Annotated in this window: 15 protein-coding genes and 1 tRNA gene; 10 read left to right on the top strand and 6 right to left on the bottom strand. The window is 60.7% G+C overall.

From position 1 onward, the window contains the following. Positions 1 to 127 precede the first annotated feature (127 nt). Positions 128 to 5,053: a gliding motility-associated C-terminal domain-containing protein gene (locus IPJ76_07710; GenBank protein QQR88087.1), complete on the top strand. Its 4,926-nt coding sequence runs from the start codon at positions 128 to 130 to the stop codon at positions 5,051 to 5,053. Here IPJ76_07710 and IPJ76_07715 read toward each other — a convergent pair. From IPJ76_07715 to galE, 3 genes are read right to left on the bottom strand one after another with little or no spacing between them, the layout of a single operon-like run. Next, entirely contained in the window at positions 5,050 to 5,829 is a 780-nt protein-coding gene (locus IPJ76_07715; protein QQR88088.1) for an amidohydrolase, read from the bottom strand. The two genes, IPJ76_07710 and IPJ76_07715, sit on opposite strands and share 4 nt — an antisense overlap. Continuing rightward, positions 5,817 to 6,962, bottom strand: coding sequence for a methionine aminotransferase (locus IPJ76_07720; GenBank protein ID QQR88089.1), 1,146 nt, complete (start codon positions 6,960 to 6,962; stop codon positions 5,817 to 5,819). The genes IPJ76_07715 and IPJ76_07720 overlap by 13 nt, the downstream gene beginning before the upstream one ends. 58 nt (positions 6,963 to 7,020) lie before the next feature. Continuing rightward, positions 7,021 to 8,031, bottom strand: coding sequence for a UDP-glucose 4-epimerase GalE (gene galE / locus IPJ76_07725; protein QQR88090.1), 1,011 nt, complete (start codon positions 8,029 to 8,031; stop codon positions 7,021 to 7,023). A 45-nt stretch (positions 8,032 to 8,076) separates the two neighbouring features. Between galE and IPJ76_07730 the strand changes: the two genes are divergently transcribed. Together IPJ76_07730 and IPJ76_07735 are read left to right on the top strand one after the other, a co-directional pair. Continuing rightward, the gene (locus tag IPJ76_07730; GenBank protein ID QQR88091.1) at positions 8,077 to 9,864 is read left to right on the top strand and encodes a hypothetical protein; all 1,788 of its coding nucleotides are present in this window, start codon (positions 8,077 to 8,079) and stop codon (positions 9,862 to 9,864) included. Next, positions 9,864 to 11,600, top strand: coding sequence for a hypothetical protein (locus IPJ76_07735; protein QQR88092.1), 1,737 nt, complete (start codon positions 9,864 to 9,866; stop codon positions 11,598 to 11,600). Before IPJ76_07730 ends, IPJ76_07735 begins: the two co-directional genes overlap by 1 nt. Here IPJ76_07735 and IPJ76_07740 read toward each other — a convergent pair. After that, a tRNA-Ile gene (locus IPJ76_07740) sits at positions 11,601 to 11,673 on the bottom strand. It lies immediately after the preceding gene. A gap of 47 nt (positions 11,674 to 11,720) precedes the next feature. Between IPJ76_07740 and IPJ76_07745 the strand changes: the two genes are divergently transcribed. Together IPJ76_07745 and IPJ76_07750 are read left to right on the top strand one after the other, a co-directional pair. Continuing rightward, positions 11,721 to 12,353, top strand: coding sequence for an HAD family phosphatase (locus IPJ76_07745; GenBank protein QQR88093.1), 633 nt, complete (start codon positions 11,721 to 11,723; stop codon positions 12,351 to 12,353). A 586-nt stretch (positions 12,354 to 12,939) separates the two neighbouring features. Further along, entirely contained in the window at positions 12,940 to 14,418 is a 1,479-nt protein-coding gene (locus IPJ76_07750) for a family 16 glycosylhydrolase (GenBank protein QQR88420.1), read from the top strand. Between the two features lie 762 nt (positions 14,419 to 15,180). Here IPJ76_07750 and IPJ76_07755 read toward each other — a convergent pair. Continuing rightward, a complete protein-coding gene (locus IPJ76_07755) occupies positions 15,181 to 16,188 on the bottom strand; it encodes an aspartate-semialdehyde dehydrogenase (GenBank protein QQR88094.1) in 1,008 nt (335 codons plus the stop codon). 61 nt (positions 16,189 to 16,249) lie between these two features. Here IPJ76_07755 and IPJ76_07760 point away from each other — a divergent pair, with 61 nt between their 5' ends. From IPJ76_07760 to IPJ76_07780, 5 genes are read left to right on the top strand one after another with little or no spacing between them, the layout of a single operon-like run. Then, complete coding sequence (locus tag IPJ76_07760) at positions 16,250 to 18,844, top strand: lamin tail domain-containing protein (protein QQR88095.1); 2,595 nt, start codon at positions 16,250 to 16,252, stop codon at positions 18,842 to 18,844. Positions 18,845 to 18,879: 35 nt separating this feature from the next. After that, positions 18,880 to 19,098, top strand: a complete 219-nt coding sequence (locus tag IPJ76_07765) for a DUF2281 domain-containing protein (GenBank protein QQR88096.1) — start codon at positions 18,880 to 18,882, stop codon at positions 19,096 to 19,098. After that, positions 19,098 to 19,508, top strand: a complete 411-nt coding sequence (locus tag IPJ76_07770) for a type II toxin-antitoxin system VapC family toxin (protein ID QQR88097.1) — start codon at positions 19,098 to 19,100, stop codon at positions 19,506 to 19,508. Before IPJ76_07765 ends, IPJ76_07770 begins: the two co-directional genes overlap by 1 nt. A gap of 6 nt (positions 19,509 to 19,514) precedes the next feature. After that, the gene (gene uvrC, locus IPJ76_07775; GenBank protein QQR88098.1) at positions 19,515 to 21,317 is read left to right on the top strand and encodes an excinuclease ABC subunit UvrC; all 1,803 of its coding nucleotides are present in this window, start codon (positions 19,515 to 19,517) and stop codon (positions 21,315 to 21,317) included. Beyond that, a complete protein-coding gene (locus tag IPJ76_07780; protein ID QQR88099.1) occupies positions 21,317 to 22,318 on the top strand; it encodes a glycosyltransferase in 1,002 nt (333 codons plus the stop codon). The genes uvrC and IPJ76_07780 overlap by 1 nt, the downstream gene beginning before the upstream one ends. On the opposite strand, the gene IPJ76_07785 is transcribed toward IPJ76_07780, so the two are convergent. Continuing rightward, positions 22,315 to 22,545, bottom strand: coding sequence for a hypothetical protein (locus IPJ76_07785; protein QQR88100.1), 231 nt, complete (start codon positions 22,543 to 22,545; stop codon positions 22,315 to 22,317). The genes IPJ76_07780 and IPJ76_07785 overlap by 4 nt on opposite strands. Positions 22,546 to 22,559: the final 14 nt, after the last annotated feature.

Genomic DNA, 22,559 nt, shown 5'->3' on the forward strand with positions numbered 1-22,559 from the left:
ACCCCGGAGGGGGTTCCATCGTAAGCACGGCCGCTAAAAACCCGCCCGGCCATCGGGCTTGCCTGTGCGAACGACCTCCATCCTCCTGAAACGCTGCCTTGTGTCGACGGCCTGTGCCTTGGCGATCATGCCCGTCACCTTGGCCCAAAACGCTCAGTTGCCCACCATGGGCAAGGAGTTCTGGGCGGGTTTCATGCGCAACGCGTACAACGCCCAGAACCTGCGCATTTCCATCAGCAGCCAGGTGGCCACCAGTGGTACGGTAAGCATCCCTCAACAGGGGTGGAGCATGCCGTTCACCGTCACGGCAGGTGGCGTGACGAACATCGCGGTGCCCGTCACGGCCGAGAACGTGCTGGGCGATGTGGTAGGCGACAAAGGCGTGCACATCGTTGCCAATGACAGTGTCAGCGTGGTGGCCACCAACTTCCAGAACTTCAGCGTGGACGGTGCGCAGATCCTGCCCGTTGGTTCGCTTGGGCTCAACTACCGTGTGGATGCCGGGCCGGGCCTGATCGGCTTCAACAACTTCTACCGGAGCGAGTTCCTGATCGTCGCAACGGAGAACGGTACGCAAGTGACGATCACACCTTCCGTGGACACCGATGGCGGTCACGCCGCGGGTGTGCCGTACACGGTGGACCTGGATGCCGGCGAGACCTACCAAGTGATGAGCGCTCTGGAGACCACTGACCTGACCGGCACTACGGTGGTAGGAACGGTGCTTAATGGCCCCTGCCGTCCTTTCGCGGTTTTCGGCGGGAGCATGTGCGCCAACGTGCCCACCGGCTGCCCTGCGTGCGATCACATCTTCGAACAATGCCTGCCGCTGGAAACATGGGGCACGGACTTCCACACGGTGATGCTGCCCGGCATGAACACGTACACCTACCGCGTAATGGCCGACCAGAACGCAACCAGCGTAACGATCGACAACGGTGCGCCCACCTTGCTCAACGCAGGCCAGAGCCTTGTGGTGAACGGAGCGACCACCACCGTCTGTATCCATGCCGACAAACCCGTGAGCGCCGCGCAGATCAATGAAGGTTTCAACTGCAGCGGTGCCGGCGACCCGAGCATGGTGCTCCTTTCGCCACAAGACCGGCTGAGCAACAAGGGCCGTTGGACGACCATGGCCAGCGGACAGATCACCACGCACCGCGTGGCCGTGGTGATGCCGGCTGCAGGGCTTGGCCAGTTGCAATTGGACGGGAACGTCGTCGGCAACGGCCCGTTCCAGCCTTACGCGGCGTGCCCCGGTATGGTGCATGGCACCGTGCAAGTAAGCGCTGGCGTGCACCGCTTGGAGTCGCCTGTGGGCTTCCTGGCCTACGCTTATGGCTGGGGCATGGGCGAGAGCTACGGGTTCACCATCGGGGATCGCACCACGCCCACCACGCCCGTTGACACCGTGATCTGCGCAAGCGGACAAGTCAGCTTGCAGGGGCCCGCTGGTTTCACCACGTACGAATGGGCTTTCGCCAGCAATCCCGGCAACATCCTCAGCACGCAGCAGAACTTCGTCTTCACGCCCACCAGCAGCGATACCGTGCTGTGCACCGGCACGATCCTGCCGAGCGGCTGCCAGATGACCGAGAGCTTCCTGGTGGAAGCCGTTGTGCAACCGCCGCTGTCGCTTGCAGCAAGCACCACCACGGGCTGCACCGCACAACCGATCCAGCTCACTGCCACATTGCCCAACCCTGCCAGCGCCATCTGGAGCTGGAGCCCTGCCAACCTGCTCAATGACCCCACCATCAGCGATCCGATCGCCACGGTGAACCAGAGCACCTGGTTCGTGGTGGAGGTGAACACGCCGTTCGGTTGCGATGGTTTGAAGGACAGCATCCTGGTGGACGTGGATCCCGGCAACGTGGTTTCGTTCGACATCCACACGAACGACAGCATACTGTGCAGTGGCGACCAGGTACCGATGAACGTTGACGTGGAGGCCGTGATCGCACGCGATGCCTTCAACGCGCCACCAGCGGCGTTCTGGAGCAGTATCCAAGGCGGCACGACCTCCGCGCTGTGCGGCAGCATCACCGGCGATGCGCTCTACTTCGACGGAGCCGGTGTGCGTAGTGCCACCACCGTCGGGTTCGACGTGTCGAGCGGTGGCTCGGTGCGGTTCACCCTGAAGATCGCGAACGGCGTTGCGCCATGCGATGATGCCGATCCCGGCGAGGATGTGGTGCTCGAGTACTCGACCAACGGTGGTGGTGCATGGAGCGCGGCGGCCACGTTCAATGAGGCCAGCTATCCGCTTTTTTCCCCCGTGGTAGTGCCCATCAACGCTGCCATGCAAAGCGCGAACACGATGTTCCGGCTGAGGCAGCTCGCAAGCAGTGGTGCAGGCCAGGATGTCTGGGCCATCGACCAAGTGCTCATCACCACCTGGGACAACACCGTGCTCGACTATTTGTGGACCCCAGCCGCCAGCGTGAGCAACCCTACTGCCATCGAGCCAATGGCGTTCCCGGCCGCATCGGGCCATCTCAAGGTGGATGCGACGGATCCCATGACCCAGTGCATGTACAGCGATTCGGTGTACTTCACCGTGGGTGAGATGTTCACGCTGAACGTGACGAACGACTCAGTGATCTGTGCACAGGGGCAAGTGCAGCTGAACGCTGTACCAACGGCCGGAGCAGGCCATCAGTTCACCTGGCTGCCGAACAACGGCACACTGAGCAGTACCTCCAGCGCATCGCCGGTCGCCAATACCGCAACCACTACCACCTACACGGTGACGGCCACGAGCCCCGAGGGTTGCACGGCGAACGAAAGCGTGACCATCACCGTGGGCAACATGAGCAACCTGGTGGTGACGGCCAGCGACAACAGCGTTTGCATGGGTGAGCAAGTGCAGTTGAACGCCACCGTGACCGGCGGCGCCAACCTGCAATTCGCATGGTCGCCATCGGCATCATTGAACAACGCGAGCATCGCCAACCCGGTTGCAACATTGCCTGGCACAACCACCTACACGGTGACCGTGACGGACGGCCTGACCGGTTGCCAGCTAACGGGCAGCACCACGGTGACGACCAACGTTCCCTATGTGCTGAACGCAACACAAAGCGATACCGTTTGCAGTGCCCTGGGCATGCAACTAACCGTGGTGCACAACGTCCCGGCACCGCAATACCAATGGGCGCCGGTGGGCTTCCTCAATGCAGGCAACATCCAGAGCCCCACGATCCTGGTGGACACCTCAGCGACTTACGTGGTGACGGTGACGGACGCGAACGGGTGCGCCGCCACCGACACAACACGCATTGTTGTAGCCTTCGATGATCCGGTGCAGCCCCCCGCTGTTTCCATCTGTCAGGGGCAAACCGCAGTGCTCGACGCTGGTTATCCAGGTATGGACCACTTGTGGAGCACGAACGCCACCACCCAGCAGATCACGGTCACCGCCACGGGGCAATACACCGCTACGATCACCGATGCCATGGGCTGCACCGCAGTGCGCGAGTTCGACGTAACGGTGAACCCTTTGCCAGTTGCGAACCTTGGACCCGACGTTGAGCTCTGCGGCGCAACAACGCATGTGCTGAACGCGAACAGTCCGGGGAACGATGTGCTCTGGAGCACCACGGCAACAACGCAACAGATCACGGTGGGGGCCACGAACGACTACTGGTTGCGCATCACCGATGTGAACGGTTGTGAGAACAGCGACACCGTGCATGTGGCCTTCCATGCCAACCCGGTGGACAACCTGCAGGATGCTACGGTGTGCAGTACACAGCAAGTGGTGCTCGACGCCGGGAATCCCGGCAGCACGTTCGAATGGAACACCAACGCGACCACGCAGACCATCGTAGCGGGCACAAGCGGCACCTACATCGTGGAAGTCACGACACCACAGAACTGTACGCTCACCTTCGACGCCATTGTGACCCTGGTTCCGCCCGCCATCGTGGACCTCGGCAACGACACCACGCTATGCGCCGGACAGCCCGTGACTTTGGACGCGGGCAACATAGGCGCAACATTCCTGTGGAGCAGCAACGCCACAACACAGGCGATCTCCCCGATCAGCTCGGGGATCTACTGGGTGGATGTGACCAACGCCGCTTGCACCACCCGCGACAGCATCGAAGTGACGTTCGAGGCCTTGCCCGTGGACAACCTGCAGGACGTTACCGCCTGCATCACCGACGTTGTGCTGCTGAACGCAGGCAACGCGGGCTGCACCTATCTGTGGAGCACGAACGCCACCACGCAGACCATCAGCCCCACCACGAGCAACACGTACAGCGTTACGGTCACCAATGCCGCTGATTGCAGCGCAACCTTCGATGCCGAAGTCCTGTTCGTCGACTACCCCGTGGTGGACCTTGGCCCTGATACCGTGCTATGCGAGGGCCAAGTGCTGACGCTTGATGCCGGGAATCCCGGATCAACCTTCAACTGGAGCACGAACGCGACGACGCAGACCATTGGCGTGACCTCCACAGGCAGCTACTCGGTGGCCGTGAACAACGGCTATTGTGTGACCACGGATGCCATCAACGTGCACTTCAACCCCAGCCCGGTGAGCATGGCCACTCACCAGTTCTTCACCTGCTTGGACGAAGACCCACACCACGTGGCCATAGATGCCGGTAATGACGGCAGCGGCTTCGTTTGGAGCCATGGAGATACGAACCAAGTGACCTTGGCCGGGGCATATGGCTGGTACTTCGTCACCATCACCAACGAGTACGATTGTGCATTGGCCGACAGCGCCGTGGTGAACGAGTTCTGCCCGGCCGCCATCTATGTCCCCAACACCTTCACGCCGAACGGCGATGGGGTGAACGACCTGTTCATTGCTGTCGGCAAGAACATTGCCCAATTGGAGATGCAGGTGTACGACCGCAACGGCATCGTGCTCTGGCAGACGAACAGCCCCGGCGATGGTTGGGACGGCACGGCGAACGGCACGCTGTTGCCCAACGATGTGTACGTGTGGCGCATGACATACCGGTTCCTGGAGGACACCAATGGTTCTCTGGGCCGCGAGATCAAGCAGATGGGCCATGTGACCCTGCTGCGCTAGAGCTCCAGGTTGAATTCGTCGGCCTCTTTGCTCACCGGGAACTTCTCGCGGAAGTCAGCAAGCGCGTTCCGTTCAAAGGTGGCCGTCGCCGTTCCTTCTTGCGATGGTTCGACTTGAGCGAAGATCTGTCCGCGCGGGTCGATGACGACACTATCACCTGAGTAGTGATTGCCTTTGCCGTCCATGCCCACCCGGTTCACGCCGACCACGTAGCACTGGTTCTCAATGGCACGTGCGATGAGGAGCTGGCTCCAGGGGTATCGGCGCGCCTCGGGCCAGTTGGCAACGTACACGATGGCGTCGTAGTCCCCGCGATCGCGTGCGAAAACCGGAAAGCGCAGATCGAAACAGACCTGAAGTAGCAGACGCCATCCGCGCCATTCCACAACCACGCGTCCCTTCCCCGCACTGTAGTGCTCGGTCTCGCCAGCGAACCGGAAGAGGTGGCGCTTGTCGTAGGTCGTGACTTGTCCCTCCGGGGTGAGGAACAGCCCGCGGTTGAAGCGCTTGCCATCATCAGCGATAATGACGCTGCCGTACAGCGCGGCATTGGTCGCCTTGGCCTGCTCCTTCATCCACGCTACGGTCGCTCCGCTCATGGGTTCAGCCAGGTCGGTGCTGCGCATGCTGAAGCCCGTAGTGAACATCTCCGGCAGGACGATGAGGTCGGTCGTCCCCTTCAGCACGGCGAGCTTCTCCGCGAACATCGCACGGTTCGCTTCCGCATCCTCCCAGTGGAGCATGCTCTGCACAAGTGTCACCCTCAGATCCGGCATAGCTTCTCAATGGCTGCGTCCAAGGTAGCGTCCTGCTTGGCGAAGCAGAAACGAAGGAGGTGCTGGTCCTTGGGCGGCTCTTTGTAGAACGGTGAGAGTGGAATGGTGGCCACGCCGAACTCGCGTGTCACGCGCTGCGCAAAGGCCATATCATTCTCACTGCTGATGGCGCTGTAGTCGGCGGTCTGGAAGTAAGAGCCTTCACAGGGCAGCAGTTTGAACCGCGACTTTGCCAGGCCCTTCGCAAACCGATCGCGCTTGGCCTGGTAGAAGGTGGGAACGGCCTCGTAGTTCGATGGTTCCATCATGTAGGCGGCCAGCGCGTGTTGGATCGGCGTGTTCGCGCTGAAGACGTTGAACTGGTGCACCTTCCTGAACTCGGTCATCAGCTCCATCGGCGCCAGCGCATAGCCCATCTTCCAGCCGGTGGTATGGAACACCTTGCCGAAGCTGAAGATCACGAAGGCGCGTTCGCGCAGTTCGGGGTAGTTGACCGCCGAAGCATGTGGTTCTCCATCGAAGACCAGGTGCTCGTACACCTCGTCGCTCAGCAGGATGATGTCCGTGCCGCGAAGCATCTCCACGATGCGCTTCATATCGGCATCGCGCAGGATCGTCCCCGCGGGGTTATGTGGCGTGTTGACCATGAGCATGCGTGTGCGAGGTGTGATGGCCGCCTGCACGGCATCCGCATCGAACTTCATGTCATTCCCCAACCGCACATGCACCGGCTTGCCACCGAACAACTCCACCGTGGGCGAGTAGCAGTCGTACGCAGGATCCACGATGATGACCTCATCGCCGGGGTGCACCACGGCACCTATGGCGGTGAAAATGGCTTGTGTGCCCCCTGACGCCACCGTGACTTCCGTCTCCGGGTCATATCGGAAACCGTAGAGGCGGTACACCTTGCTGCTGATCGCTTCTCGCAGTGTCGGCAGTCCGGGCATGGGTGCGTACTGGTTGTGACCGGCCTTCATGGCCGCGTTCACCAGCTCGCTCAGCTTGTCATCAATGGGGAAATCCGGAAAGCCTTGGCTGAGGTTGATGGCGCCGCACTCGGCCGCCAGCTTGCTCATCACCGTGAAGATGGTGGTGCCGACATGGGGCAGCTTGCTCACTTGCTTGGTCATCTGGGGCTTCTTACCAAGATGCGGTTGACGGCTGGTATCATTCCTGCGGTCCGACGCATCACTTGGCCAATGATCGCTGCCACCGCCATGCATCCACCAAGGCATCGCGCAAGGAGAGCCGAGGGATCCACCCCAGCACTTCCCTGCTCTTGGTCGTGTCTGCCCAGATGGCCTCGATATCACCTGCTCTGCGGGGGCCGATCGCGTAGGGCAGGGTTGCTCCGGTGGCTTCCTTGAAGATGTTCACCGCCTCCAGCACGCTGTTGCCTTTGCCGGTACCCAGGTTGAACACCTCGCACAAAGGCGCTGACCGACCGATCATCCATTGCAGCGCTCGGACATGCGCCTGGGCCAGGTCGACCACGTGGATGTAGTCGCGGATACAACTGCCGTCGGGTGTTGCGTAGTCGTTGCCGTGCACCGTGAGCTGTTTGCGCTCGCCCGCAGCGGTCTGGGTGATGTACGGCACAAGGTTCATCGGCACACCGATGGGCAGCTCGCCGATGTGCGCACTGGGGTGCGCGCCCACGGGATTGAAGTACCGAAGGATGACACCCCGCCAATCGCGGTCTGCGGCAACGGCATCCTGCACCATCCGTTCGCACACCACCTTGGTGTAGCCATAGGGCGAGTTCACGTTGCCGATGGGCATGAGTTCCGTCACCGGCGACTTGTCGGGCTGTCCGTACACGGTGCACGAGGAGGAGAACACGAGGTTCTTCACCCCGTAGCTTGCCATCACGCGCATGAGCGCCGCCGTGGAGCCGATGTTGTTCTGGTAGTACTTCAGCGGGTCGGCCACGCTCTCGGGCACGCTCTTGTCCGCCGCGAAGTGGATGACCCCGTGCACGGGCCCTGCTGCGAACACTTCGTCCAGCAGGTCTTCGCGACCGCAATCGATCAGATGTACCTCCGGCTTGCGGCCGATGATGCGCGATATGCCTTCGATCGCTCGTTCCTGCGAGTTGCGGAGATCGTCTATGAGCACCGGCTCGAACCCGGCCACCGCCAGTTCAACCGCCGTGTGCGAACCGATGAACCCCGCCCCTCCCGTGATGATGACGCGCATGCCCGGCGAAGATGGGGCAAGCGGGCCGAACGCATCTTTGGCCTGGTGACCACCCACGTCCGCACCGAACGCGCTCCGCTCCTTGCCCTCATCGGTGCGGCCCTGCTCTTCGTGGTCTTCGCACTTGTGTACGACAAGGGTCAGCGCGCCGTGATCAGCAGCGATGCCGAAGGCTACCACGCCTACCTGCCCGCCATCTTCATCCGCCACGACCTTGGCCATGAACCTTACGACAGCGACTACGTGCACGAGACTCCCACAGGAACGCTCAACAAGTACACCTGCGGAGAGGCCCTTCTTCTGGCCCCGTTCTTCCTGATCGGCCACGGGCTTGCGCAAGCCTTCGACCTGGGACCTTATCCCGATGCTTGGACTTACGGAGCCTCGACGCGGGTAGCCGCATGGTCCTGTTCGTTGCTGGGCCTGTGGTTCTTGAACCTGCTTTTGCGCGGGCTGTACGTTCGGCCCGGTCCGCGAGCGTGGGTCGTCGCATCGTTGGCGGGGGGCACGCAGTTGCTGCAATACACCAGCATGCACCCGGGCTGGTCGCACGCCTATTCGTTCTTCGCCGTGGCTGCGTTCCTGCTTTCGGTCCAACGGCTGCAGCGGAGATACACGGTTGGTCGCGTGGTTCTCACGGGCGCGTGCTTGGGGCTCATCATCCTGCTGCGGCCCTCGAATGCACTGGTCGCGCTAGCTCTGCCCATCGTCCTTGGTAAGGACACATGGTCCTTCGTCAAGATGCTCTTCGCGCGCCTGCAGCTCTTCGCGGCATCGTTCCTTGCGTTACTGGCCATGCTCTCGGTGCAAGCCCTCCTGTGGCACGCTCAGACCGGGAACTGGTTCGAGTGGAGCTACCGCAATGAGGGCTTCCACTGGCACGACACGCACACGTTCCATGTGCTGTTCGGTTTCCGCAAGGGACTGTTCCTGTACGCCCCGGTCCTGCTCGTGGCGCTCATCGCGAACGTCCACCTCTTGCGCAAGGACCGCATACGTGGCATTTCATCCCTGGTGTACTGGGGGCTCGTGAGCTTCGTCATAGGCGCGTGGTGGATCTGGTACTACGCCGGAACGTTCGGGCATCGCGTGTTCATCGACCACTACCCGGTGTTCGCCATCGCTTGGGGTTTGATGCTGAACGACCTGAAGCGACAATGGCTTTCAGTTGGCACGCGTGTTTTCATGGTCCTTGCTTGCGCATACCACCTGTGGTGGGCGCACAAGTTCAACAGCTACCAGCTCGACGACCGCGGCATGGACCGCGAGAAGTACCGTTGGGTGCTCACGCACGAGGGGCCGCAGCTCCACCAAGCCCTTGGCGCACATGACAATGTCCCACCCTACAGCCCGAACGGCTTGCAACTGCTGCTGGAAGAGCGTTGCACCGTGGAAGAAGTCGGGGCGCACTGGAACCCCGGCCGCATTGCGGAGATGGTTGGGCCCGAAAAGTCCAGGACCAACGTGTGTGTGCTCGATAGCTCGGCGGAATACGGTCCATCGTTCATCCTTCCGTTGGACAGCACCATCCGGCGGCCGATGTTCATCGAGGTAACGCTCTGGCGGTACGAAGAGCGCCCACGCGACTCGTTCGATGCGTTGGCGGTGTTCACATTGGAACAACCAGGCCTACCTGCCTACTACTACAACCCTGGTCGCCTGAACCCCGTCCCTGGTGGCACGGCCGAACACTGGCGGAAACTGCGCTACACCGTGGAACTGCCTGCGCCAAAACCCGGAAGCGAACTGCGGTTCTACATCTGGAACAAAGGCCGCGCGCGCTTCCTGGTGGACGACCTTCACGCGCGGCTTTGGACCGTGGCTCCCTACTGATGGAAAGCATTCCGCTGGGAAAGCAGCGCTATTCTTTGAGCGCGATCGCCATCATCGCACTGGCGTGCTTGCTAATGGTGTCCCAGTGGCGCATCAAAGGCGAGAGCGGACATGCGTGGGAGCGCACCATCCGTGGCGACGCGATCGGCTACTACAGCTATCTGCCAGCGTTGTTCATCCACGGCGATCTGCAGCATGACGCGGGGGCGACGGCCTACATCAACGAGACCCCGCAAGGCCGTGTGCGCAAGTACCCGGTGGGCGTCGCTGTGATGGAGGTCCCCTTCTTCCTGTGCGCTGACATGATGGTGCGCGCACAGGGCGGTCTTCGCACCGGATACGAGAAGCCCTACCACATCGCGATCGCCCTGAGCGGTGTCTTCTCGTTGCTCATTGGGCTAGTGGTGCTTCGCCGGGTGCTGTTGACATGGGGCGCGACCGATAAGACGATCGCTTGGGTGCTGGTCCTCCTTGCGGGCGGAACATCCATGATGTACGGCGCTGCGATGTCCTCGGCGTACTCGCACCATTGGTCGTTCATGGCGGTTGCGTGCTTCCTACGGGCTGTTCAGCGGGCCTTCAGTGATCGGCGCGACAAGTCTCTTGTTGCGGCAGTGTTCTGGCTGGGCATCATAGCGCTCCTCCGACCGGTGAACGTGATGGTTGTGCTTGCCGCGCCGCTGGTCATTGCACCGGGCGCTTCACTGCCTGGCCTTCTACGCACCTTCAGGATGCGCACTTGGTTGATGGCCTGCGCGGTGGTGGCATTGGTTGCCGGGCTGCAACCGCTCATGTGGTGGATGCAATGCGGTCATTGGTTCGCGTGGTCCTATGGGGATGAGGGCTTCCACTGGTCGCGGCCTGAAGTGCTGGAAGTCCTGTTCGGCCCCATGCGCGGCTTCTTCTTCTGGTGGCCGGTAATGCTTGCGTTGATCCCCGGCACGGTGCTGCTCTGGCGCCGGTCGCATCGCGGTGGCCTGCTCTTCACGGGTTACTTCGTTCTGCTGATCTACATCACCAGCGCGTGGTGGAGCTGGTACTACGGGGACGGCTTCGGCATGCGTCCATTGATCGACCACTTCCCGGTCTTCGCTCTGCCGATCACCGCGTTCTTGGGTGCCGTGGGCAGCGCATGGAGGCGCGTCATGATGGGTGCAAGTGCCATTCTCATCGCGTTGCACACGGTGCAAACGTGGCAGTACGAGAAGGGCATCATCCATCCGCACAGCATGTCGTGGCGGAAGTACAAGGCAGTGTTCCTGCGAACCGGTGACCCCTGGCGCGGTGCTCTGGGCGGCAACTTCGAAATGGCCCAGTACGCGCCGCACGGATACGACGATGTGTTCGCAGGCGAGTTGGGTGCGAGCACGTTGGACGCGCAGAACCCCTACGGACAGGGGCTGGCCATTGACAGCGCACAACTACCTGACCGCCGTCTGTTCGTGGAGGCGTGGATCACGCGCACGGAACCCTCTCCGGGCAGTTCACGGGAGGCCGTGGTGGTGTGCGAGATCGGCAATGACGGTGCGCAGAGCTTCTATTATTCCTTCAAGCTGAACGACCTGCCGACACCCCCGGCGGCAGCCACGGAGACCTGGCACTGTGCCTTTCCGATGGGTGCGCCGGGGCCGCGCGACTCCCTCAAGCTCTACGTATGGTTGCCCGGTGAAGGCTCCGTGCGCATCGATGGGTTCAAGGCCGAAGTGAAGGCCGTGCGCGCCGGACCGGAACGATAGTGGGCCTGGTAGGACTTGAACCTACGACCAAGGGATTATGAGTCCCCTGCTCTGACCACTGAGCTACAGGCCCATGAAATGAGGCGGCGAAAGTAGCCGCCGATAGTTTCGCGGCCCCTGATGAAGAACGGCATTGACACCATCCTCCTCGATCTGGGCGGCGTGCTCATCGACGTGGACTACGAACGCACCGCACTGGAGTTTGCCGCGCTTGGTTTCCCCGATTTCGACCGGCTCTATAGCAAGGCTAAGCAGGACCACCTGTTCGACGGGTTCGAGACGGGCCACCTGAGCTCAGCCCAGTTCCGCGATGGGGTGCGACAGGTCGTGAGCCCCTTGTTGGATGATGCTACCATCGACCGCTGCTGGAACGCCATGCTGGGCAGCATACCACCGGAGCGCATGCAACTGGTGGAAGACCTTCGCTCCCGGTACCAAGTCCTTTTGCTCAGCAACACCAACGCCATCCACGTGCCGGCCTTCTCGGACATCATCCGGCGGGAGAACGGCATCGCCGACTTCAAGAATTGCTTCCACGGTGCCTACTACAGTTGCGAGATCGGGTTGCGCAAGCCGCATGCGGAGGCGTTCCATCATGTGCTGAGGCTGCACGGGGCCGATCCTGCGCGCACGCTCTTCATCGACGATAGCATACAGCACGTGATGGGCGCGCGGGAAGCTGGATTACAGGCGGAGCATTTGGAGCTGGCACAGGAAGTCGTGGTCCGACTGGTGGCGCGGCTGGAGCTCTGACCTCAAGAAACTGGCTGGCTCACGGGCCGTAGCCTGACAACCGCCAAATGCAACACATGTTGCGGCCCTTGCACGCAGTCCAGCGGCTTCAAGAGATATCAACACAGCTTGTCAAGGTTCAAAACCTTTCGTAGCGTTACCCTACTATTTCGGGGAGTATCACCAAAACACAAGTCGCCATGAAGGCCTTATCACTGCTGGCCAGTTTCGCTTTCGCCTTGCTCTTTGGTTCTCTCAATGCCCAACCACCGAACAATCCGTGGACTAACGAGATTGCACCGCAGCATTGGAACACGATGTTCCTTTACAACAACTGGGAGACCTGCCAAACGCAGACCTATCGTCTTGTCTTCCATGATGAGTTCAATGGTGATGAGGTGAACACGTCTAACTGGACGACCTACTTTCCTTTTTCGAATGACGGCTCAGACGAGTGCTTACCCTGTAGGTCGCAAGTGGGCGGGGGATCAAATTCGATTGTTCGTGATCACAACGTCATCCAAACCGGCGATGGCCATCTCACGTTCCCCGGACCAACTATGAGCCAGGTTCTTGGTATGGTGCAAATGCCGACTACTCAACCGGCATCATTTACTCTAACCACCCATGGCGCTTCCGGAGGGGGAAGTTCGAGTTACGGTGCAAGATGCCGGATACGTACGCCGCCCCGATGTACTGGCCGGCTTTCTGGCTGTTTGGGGGCACGAGTTATGACCCCCAGGGGTTCGCTACCGAGCTTGACGGCTTCGAGTTCTGTGGGAACCATATGAGCGACATCAAGACGTCACGGCATCGTTACTACGATAATGAAAGACATTCGGAAACCGCTTCATCGGGCATGGGGTTTTCTTCGAGTGGTGGGTTCCACACATATACACTCGAATGGGACTATTACTGGGTACGATGGTATGTCGACGGATCACTAGTAAGAGCCGCTCCCGGCATAATCACCGCATCTGGTACTACGATAAGCGGTTGCGATCCGCTTGGTGCCGGAACTTACTGGTGGCATCCGTTGCACCCAAACAATGACGCCTACCTGCCTCTGCTGATAAGCACAGGCATGAGCAATAACTCTCAGCTGACTCCAGACCCTAACGACGATTCCTTTTGCCAGAGCAACTCTGATAATGACCCTCTGAGCTTCCCGCACGACATGGAAGTGGACTATGTCCGGGTTTGGCAACGAGACAACAATCTGTTCCTTCCTGCGTTATATTCCGGCATTACAACCGACTTGGTCGGACCCGAGGTGGTCTGCTTCGGGAGCCCCACGACGTATACAGTAGAGGGTCACTATGGTCACATTGCTTGGGAGGTGGGGCCCGGCCTTACCCTCTTGCATAAGAGCGACAACAGCATTGCAGTAATGGCCAACTCGGGTTTTAACGACATGAGCTACGTTCAAGCCGTTAGTTCGAACGCTGCAGAATCTTGGGGCAATGGGGCCTTTACTAAGGATGTGTGGGTTGGGAAGCCCAGGATTACGACTGCCTCCGTGGATGTTGCGCCTTGCGGCACCGACGTGACCATGGTGTGTCACATTGAGCCCAGTGACGGCTGGGGTGGTGACCATCGCTATTGGTTCGACGGGCAGCAGATTACCACTCAAGAGTACAATGGCGTTACATATCCCGTCGAGCCCTGGCACGCCATGGTTCACACGAACACTGGTGGTGCAACGGACTTTTGCGCCGTCTATCGCATGGAAAGCTCGAATCAATGCGGAACGGACTACTCCGTTGGTGTTAAGCGGGACGACTGCGTGATAGGTCCATGTGACATCATCAACCTGAACCATACAGAGTTGGCGCCTTTTTTCGAGCTCTCACCAAATCCTGTTGGCGGTGGTGGTGTGTTTACCGTAAAGGTCCTTGAGCCGCTGGAACGGGGTGTGGTAAGTCGTATTGTTGTTCGAGATGCGAACAATGTGATGCGGCTGCAACAAGAAGCGCCGGAAAGAGAAACGGTGGTCAGCGTAAATGGTTGGCCCTCCGGGGCCTATGGGGTCTATATCGAACTACTGGATGGCCGAGTGGTTGTTCGATACGAAATACGGCTCTGACCTCGCTTACCGTGGAAGCGCATTTGAGAGCAGCGTTCTGTTCCGCATGCTTCGTGTCGGGGGTTCTCTTCGCGCAGGATGCAGCCTTCGTTACTGCGAGCGTCGGCTCAGAGAGATGGCGAAGCACAAGAGATCACGGGTTGCGCAGGCTCGAAACTGAGCCCTGTTGGTTCAGCGAAATCGGCTTGGGGTGGGAAATCCGGATCGACCGCAATTCGGTGCTGCCAATCCAAGTCGGTCTCTCTCGGTCCGAGCTATCCATAGTCTCGTTGCAGGCGTTTCCTTTAGGCTACAAGTATGATTCGTTGACGGTGGAACTTTACCATATACCGATCGTGTTCCGTCCAGCATATCTAGGCTTGGCCGACGGTGTTAGGGTCGGACTCCGAGCCGGACTGGGCCTACCCATCGGCAATCGCGTCACCGGCATCTCCGAAGGGAGTTTGGCCAACGTTGACACACTCCAGGAGTTCAATGATCAACGCGGGGTGGATGGCTTTGGTGCTACACAGTTCGAGGTTGGTTTTGAGGCTGGTTGGCGATTTGCGCTATCCGAGAAGCTGACCCTCGACATCGGGGGTGCCTACTCACGAGGGTTGGTGCTCGAACCTGTTGGACAGGCATGGCTGCGACCCGAGTGCTTTCTGATCACCTGCACACTTCTAAGAGTCACTCCGGGTTTCACGTTGATGGACACCAGCGGCGCGCCCAACTTGGAGTATTGAACCTAGAGGAACTAAGCTACCCAACAGGCGACCGGAATCAATAGTTCCGGCCCACCGCCTTCAACAGCCCCTTCGCCACCAATAGCTCCGCGATCTGCACCGCATTGGTGGCCGCGCCCTTGCGCAGATTGTCCGCCACGATCCATAGGTTGAGCGTGCAGGGCTGCGATTCGTCGCGGCGAAGGCGGCCCACCAGCACCTCATCGCGGTTGTTGGCCAATAGCGGCATGGGGTATTCGTCCTTGCCGGGTTCATCGAGCAACAGGATGCCGGGTGCTTCACGCAACAACTGGCGCACCACCTCCAGATCGAACTCCTTGCTGAACTCCACGTTCACGGCTTCGCTGTGGCCGCCGGTCACCGGCACGCGCACGGCGGTGGCCGTCACGCGGATCGAAGGGTCGAGGATCTTCTTCGTCTCGTTCACCAGCTTCATCTCCTCCTTGGTGTAGCCGTTGTCGGTGAAGACATCGCAGCGCGGGATCACGTTGCGGTCGATGGTGAACGGGTAGGCCATATCGCCCTTCACGCCGTTGCGCTCGTTCTCCATTTGAGCCACCGCTTTCTGGCCGGTGCCCGTGACGCTCTGGTAGGTGCTCACCACCACACGCTGCACGCCGTATGCCTTGTGCAACGGCGCCAAGGCCAACACCATCTGTATAGTGCTGCAGTTGGGGTTCGCGATGATCTTGTCCGCAGCCGTAAGCTGGTGACCATTGATCTCCGGCACTACCAGCTTCTTGGTGGGGTCCATGCGCCACGCGCTGCTGTTGTCCACTACCACTGTGCCCACTTCGGCGAACCGGGGGGCCCACTCCAATGAGGTGGTGCCACCCGCCGAGAACAGCGCCAGGTCGGGTGCTGAGGCCACCGCTTGGGCCATCGTCACCACTGTGTGGTCCTTCCCCCGGAACCGCACCGTTTTGCCCTCGCTCTTATCGCTCGCCACGGGCAGGAAGACATCCACCGGGAAGTTGCGCTCTTTGAGCACCTTCATCATAACACCGCCCACCAGACCGGTGGCACCTACTACCGCGACTTTCATGCGAACCTTGCTTCCTTTGATGGCGGCCGAAGCTATTACCTTGTCCGCAGCACGAATGCCGATGGCACGTCCCTTTCCGACCTTCCTCGCAGCGCTTGGCTGCTTGTTCCTGAGCGCATCGGTGTGCGCCCAGTTCGCCGACGATTTCAGCGACAACGACTTCACCAACGGTGTAGTTTGGGCGGGCAGCACCACGCTCTTCACCGCTGCAACGGGACAGCTGCAGAGCCAAAGCCCAGGAGCCGCCAACTACTATCTGAGCACGGCCAGCTCCTCGTCCACTAACGCGCAATGGGAGTGGTTTGCCAACCTGAAGTTCAGCACCAGCGGGGCCAACTACGCCGACATGTACCTGATGAGCAGCGCAGCCGACCTGGCCAGCGGCGTCAACGGCTACTTCGTGCGCATGGGCGGCACGCAGGACCGGTTGGAGCTGTTCCGCAGCGACGCAGGCACGAACATTTCGCTGCTGGCCAGCGCGGACGGCATCGTGAACAGCAGCACGGACAATCCGTTCAAGATCCGGGTGACGCGCGATGCCGCGAACAACTGGACACTGCTTTACGATGATGGTGCTCTTGGCTCGTTCACTTCCGCCGGAACGGTGCTCGACGCCACGTACAATACCAGCACGCACTTCGGTGTGCGCATTGAACAAAGCACGGCAGCCAGCGCCGTGAACAATCACTTCTTCGACGACTTCAGCGTGGGCGCCATCCCGGTGGACCTGGCACCGCCGAGCGTGATGAGCGTGACCGCCATCAGCGCTACGCAGGTGGATGTGCAGTACGACGAGGCGCTCGACGCGGGGGCCATCGGGACCTACGACATCATCCCGTTCATCGGCGTGAGCGCGCAACTACAGGACGGCATTGATCCAGCATTGGTGCACGTTACACCCTCCATCGCTCTGACGAGCGGTAATACGTACTCGCTGCTATCGAGCGGTGCCGAGGATGCCGCAGGCAATGCGGCTGGTGCTGCTTCCACGGACTTCACGTTCATCATCCCCGCAGTGGCCGGGCCACGCGATGTGGTGATCAACGAGATCATGGCCGACCCCTCGCCGACCGTCGGTCTTCCGGATGCAGAGTTCGTGGAGATCCACAACCCCACGACGGATGCCTTCGACCTGGCGGGATGGATCATCACGGACGGTAGCACCAACGGCGTACTGCCCGCCTTCAACCTGCTGCCGGGAGCCTATGCCATCCTCACGGACGACGCCAATGCCGCGTTGTTCCCAGGCTTCGGCGATGTGTTGAGCATCGCATCGTTCCCCTCGCTCAACAACGATGGCGATCCATTGGAGCTGAAGGACGATGGCGGTGTTGTGATCGATGCAGTGGCATACGACATCGCTTGGTACAACGATGACGCGAAGGATGACGGTGGCTGGACCTTGGAACAGAAGAACCCCGGCACGCCGTGCAGTGGTGGTACCAATTGGAGCGCGAGCACCGCAGGCGCCGGAGGAACACCCGGCACGGCCAACAGCATCCTGAACACAACACCGGACGTTCAGCCACCATCGCTCGTAAGCGTGCAGGTGAACAGCACCACGTCCATCACCTTGGTGTTCAACGAGGAGATGAACGCGGCATCCTTGGTGGCCGGCACCTACTCCATCGCTCCCGCGATCACTGTCGTGAGCGTAACCGCCGGCGCACCTCCCGTGACTTCCGCCACACTTGTCCTTGGCCAACCGCTGGTGGTAGGGCAGCAGTACACGATCTCCGTGACCAGCGTTAGCGATTGCCCGGGCAATACCATCGGCAGTTCCAATACCGCAACGTTCGCCCTGCCCGAACCGGCTTCACCCGGCGATATCGTGATCAACGAAGTGCTCTACGACCCGCGCGTGGGCGGCTACGACTTCGTGGAACTCTACAACGCTTCCTCCAAAACGCTCAGCCTCGCCGACCTCAAGCTTGCCAACGAGGAGAACGGCACCATATCGAACATCACGGCCATTACAACGCAAGCCGTGCTTCTTCTGCCCGGCAAATACATAGCGATAACCGAGAACACAGCGAACATCACGGCCGAGTATCCACTGGGCCATACCGACCGCTATTTCCAAACGGATATTCCGAGCTACAACAACGGGGATGGCACCGTGGTGCTCATGGACGTGGATGGCGACACCCTTGACCTGTTCCGCTACAACGATGATCTGCACTTCGAGCTGCTCAACAGCACTGAGGGTGTGAGCTTGGAGCGCATCGACCCGGCCCGGCCCAGCAGCGACAACACCAACTGGCATAGCGCCGCGGAAGCCGTCGGTTCGGCCACCCCTGGATATCGCAACTCCCAGTACAGTGCAACGGATGCGCCGACCGGTGAGCTGGTCATCGACCGCGCCATCTTCTCGCCCGACAACGACGGTTTCGAAGACGTGCTCACCATGGCGTACCGATTTGACCAAGCGGGCTTCATGGGCAACATCATCATCTACGATCAGAGCGGCCGCGAGGCGAAGAAGCTGATGCAGAACGAACTGCTGGGCACCACGGGCAGCATCAGCTGGGACGGCATCCTGGACACCAACGAGAAGGCACGCATGGGCCCTTACATCGTGGTCTTCGAAGTGTTCGATCTGGCCGGGAACGTCGAGACCTACCGCAAAACAGTGGTGTTGGCGCACAAGCTGTAATGCCTGCTCCTGCCCTTCGAGATTACTTTTGGGACATGAGCACAGCGGACCTCTTGGTCAAGATCAACTCCCTTCCGGCCGACCTGAAGAAGGAGTTGAGCGACTTCATCGATCGGCTTCTGGTGCGCGCCAAGAAGTCCCCCTCCCCAACAACCCCAACGAAACAGCGACGCCAGTTGGGGCTACTGAAAGGCAAGATCCATATCCCGGATGATTTCGATGAGCCCCTGGAGGACTTCAAGGATTACATGTGATGCGCCCCTCATACGGCAAGCATCTCCATGTGCTGCTCGACACGCACGTGTTGTTATGGGCGATGACCGATGACAAACGCCTGAGCCCAGCCGCACGAGACATCGTCACGGATAAGAACCATTATGTGGTCATCAGCATCGTGTCGTTGTGGGAGGTGGCCATCAAGTCATCCATTTCAAAGCTCGACTCAAGGGTAACGTTGCGACAGTTCAAGAACAGTCTAGTGCAGTTCGAGGTGGATCTTCTCGATATGGATACCGACCACATCGAGTCATACACCACCCTGCCACTTCACCATCGCGACCCCTTTGACCGCATGCTCATTGCCCAAGCAAAGCACGAGGGCCTGCACATCCTTACCGCAGACCCGGCCTTCAAACTATACGACGTGAACGTGCTCGATATCTGAGCGGTCATGTCCGAGCTCGACGTACGCGAAAAGGTGAAGCTGCTCCCCCGGCAGCCGGGCGTGTACCAGTTCCTGGATGCGGGCGGCACCATCATCTACGTGGGCAAGGCCATCGACCTGCGCAGCCGGGTGGGCAGCTACTTCGGCACCACCAACGGCATGAGCGGCAAGACGCTGAAGCTCGTGCGCAACATCGCCGATCTGCGCACCATCGTTGTGGCCACGGAGTTCGATGCGCTGCTGCTGGAGAACTCGCTCATCAAACAGCACCAGCCCAAGTACAACGTTGCGCTGAAGGACGACAAGAGCTACCCGTGGATCCGCATCCGCAACGAACGGTTCCCACGCGTGGAGGGCATGCGCAACCCGGAGGACGACGGCAGCGAGTACTTCGGCCCGTATGCCAGCGGCAAGGTGATGCACACGGTCCTGCACCTCATCCGCAAGCTCTACCGGCTGCGCACTTGCAACCTCGACCTGTCGCCCAAGCACATCGCCGCCGGGAAGTACAAGGTGTGCCTCGAATACCACATCGGCAACTGCAAGGGGCCGTGCGTGGGACACTACAGCGAGGAAGAACATTTGAAGTCCGTGGCCGAGATCCGGCAGATCGTTCGCGGACGGGCACGCGGTGTGATGAAGATGCTCACCGACGCCATGCTCGGCCATGCAGAGCAGCTGGAGTTCGAGCAAGCCGAGCAACTGCGGGAACGCCTTGATCATCTCGAACGGTTCCAGCGGCGCAACACCGTGGTGAGCACCGACGTGGGCGATGTCGATGTGTTCACCATCGTGGCGGACGAGGGCGGCGGCTACGTCAACTACCTGCGCGTGATCGACGGTGCGGTGGTGCACGGGATCTCCGTGGAACTGAAGCGCAAGCTCGATGAAACCGAAGCCGAGCTGCTCCAACTGGCCATCGTGGAGCTGCGCGAACGGTTCAAAAGCACAGCGCCGGAAGTCATCGTTCCATTCGACATAGACCTGCGACTGCCTCACAGCACCATCAGCGTGCCCACGCGTGGCGACCGCAAGAAACTGCTGGAGCTGAGCTTCCGCAACGCGCAATACTTCCGCATCGACAAGCAAAAGCAGGAGAAGCTGGTGGACCCCGAAGCGCACACCACCCGCCTGATGGAGACCGCGCAGAAGGACCTGCGGCTACCGGCGCAACCCCGCCACATCGAGTGCTTCGACAACAGCAACACGCAGGGCACCGATCCCGTGAGCGCCTGTGTGGTGTTCAGGGACGGCAAGCCCAGCAAGAAGGACTACCGCCACTTCAACGTGCGCACGGTTGAAGGCCCCGACGACTTTGCAACGATGAAGGAAGCCGTGCACCGCCGGTACCGACGCCTGCTCGACGAGGGCGCCGATCTGCCGCAGCTCATCCTCATCGACGGTGGCAAGGGGCAGTTGAGCGCGGCCATGGAGAGCATCGACGCTTTGGGCCTGCGCGGCAAGGTGGCCGTCATCGGCATTGCGAAGCGCTTGGAAGAGCTCTACTACCCCAACGACCCCGTACCGCTGTACATCGACAAGCGCAGCACCACGTTGAAATTGCTGCAGCACCTGCGCAATGAGGCCCATCGCTTCGGCATCACGCACCACCGTGGGCGGCGCAGCAAACGGATCATCCGCACAGGGCTCGAGGACATCCCCGGGATCGGCAAGGCCACGGCCGAGAAGCTGCTGCGCCGCTTCGGCTCCGTGAAGGGTTTGCAGGATGCGCTGCTGGAGGACATCGCTGCGGAAGTCGGGGCGAAGAAGGCGGTGCTCGTGAAGGAAGCCCTTGTGAGCGTGGATTGATGCCGGTGGTCGAGATCCTCCTCCCCTTCCGCAATGCAGGCACTGCCCTGCACGCCGCCATTGAGAGCATCGCGCAACAGTCGTACACGGACTGGCGACTGGTGCTGGTGAACAACAACAGCCAAGAAGATGATGTCCGCATTGCGCAGCAATGGTGCGAGCGGGACGCTCGTATCGCACTCGTTCACGAACCGCATTCCGGTATCGCGCATGCGCTCAACACCGGGCTGGTCCAGTGCGCTGCGCCCCTCATCGCCCGCATGGACGCCGACGACATCGCGCACCCTGATCGTCTTGCACGACAGGTCGAGTATCTGATCGCGCATCCTAATGTCGGTGTTCTCGGCACGCGCACAAGTTTCGAGACCACGGTAGAGAAGAGCAGCGGCATGCGATGGTTCGTGGACTGGCAGAACAACATCCTGACACCGCACGAACACTATGTGAAGCGTTTCGTGGATGCTCCCCTCGCCCATCCGACGGTCATGTTCCGGCGCGAACTGGTGGGGCAACTCGGCGGCTATGACACCGGGCCGCTGCCGGAAGACCACGAGCTCTGGCTGCGTTGGATGCACCACGGCGTGCGGTTCGCCAAGCTGCCGGAAGAGCTGCTCACGTGGCACGATCACGCCGATCGCCTCAGCCGCACGCACCCGAACTACAGCGTGGACGCCTTCTTCTACACCAAAGCGAAGTGGCTGGCTGCATGGATCTGGCGGCGCTTCCCCTCCGGACATCCGGTCATCGTTGCAGGCACCAGCGGCCTCTGCCGATCGCGTGCACGCCTGCTGGAAGCTGCTGGCATTGCCATCCATGCGTTCACCGACGTGAAGCCGCGTGAGGTGTCCGGCTACGCCTTCATCCGGCACGATCGGCTACCACCGCGCGGGGAAGCACTCATCGTCTCGTTCATCAGCCAGCGCGGCACGGGCGACCGCATTGCGGCCTACTTCACTTCGCTCGGACTGGTCGAGGGTGAAGACTTCATCCTTGCCGCCTAGAGCACACGTTCGGCCCGTTTAGGGCGCAGGCGGTCGCGAACAAGGACCATGTGGGCCTCATCGCACTCCAACGTGGCCGTGCAGCGCGCAGGCTGCTCGGTGGTCCACGCGCTGCGCTCAACAATGCCCGACCTGTCGCAGAATTCGTGCAAGTGCTTCACGAAGTGGTCGGCCGTGGGAAGGGCATCAGGCCCAAAGAAGTCCCAGTGGAAGCGGAGGAGGGGCATGGGGAGTGAAGACC

The organism is Flavobacteriales bacterium, from assembly GCA_016699575.1.
Taxonomy (GTDB): Bacteria; Bacteroidota; Bacteroidia; order Flavobacteriales_F; family PHOS-HE28; genus PHOS-HE28.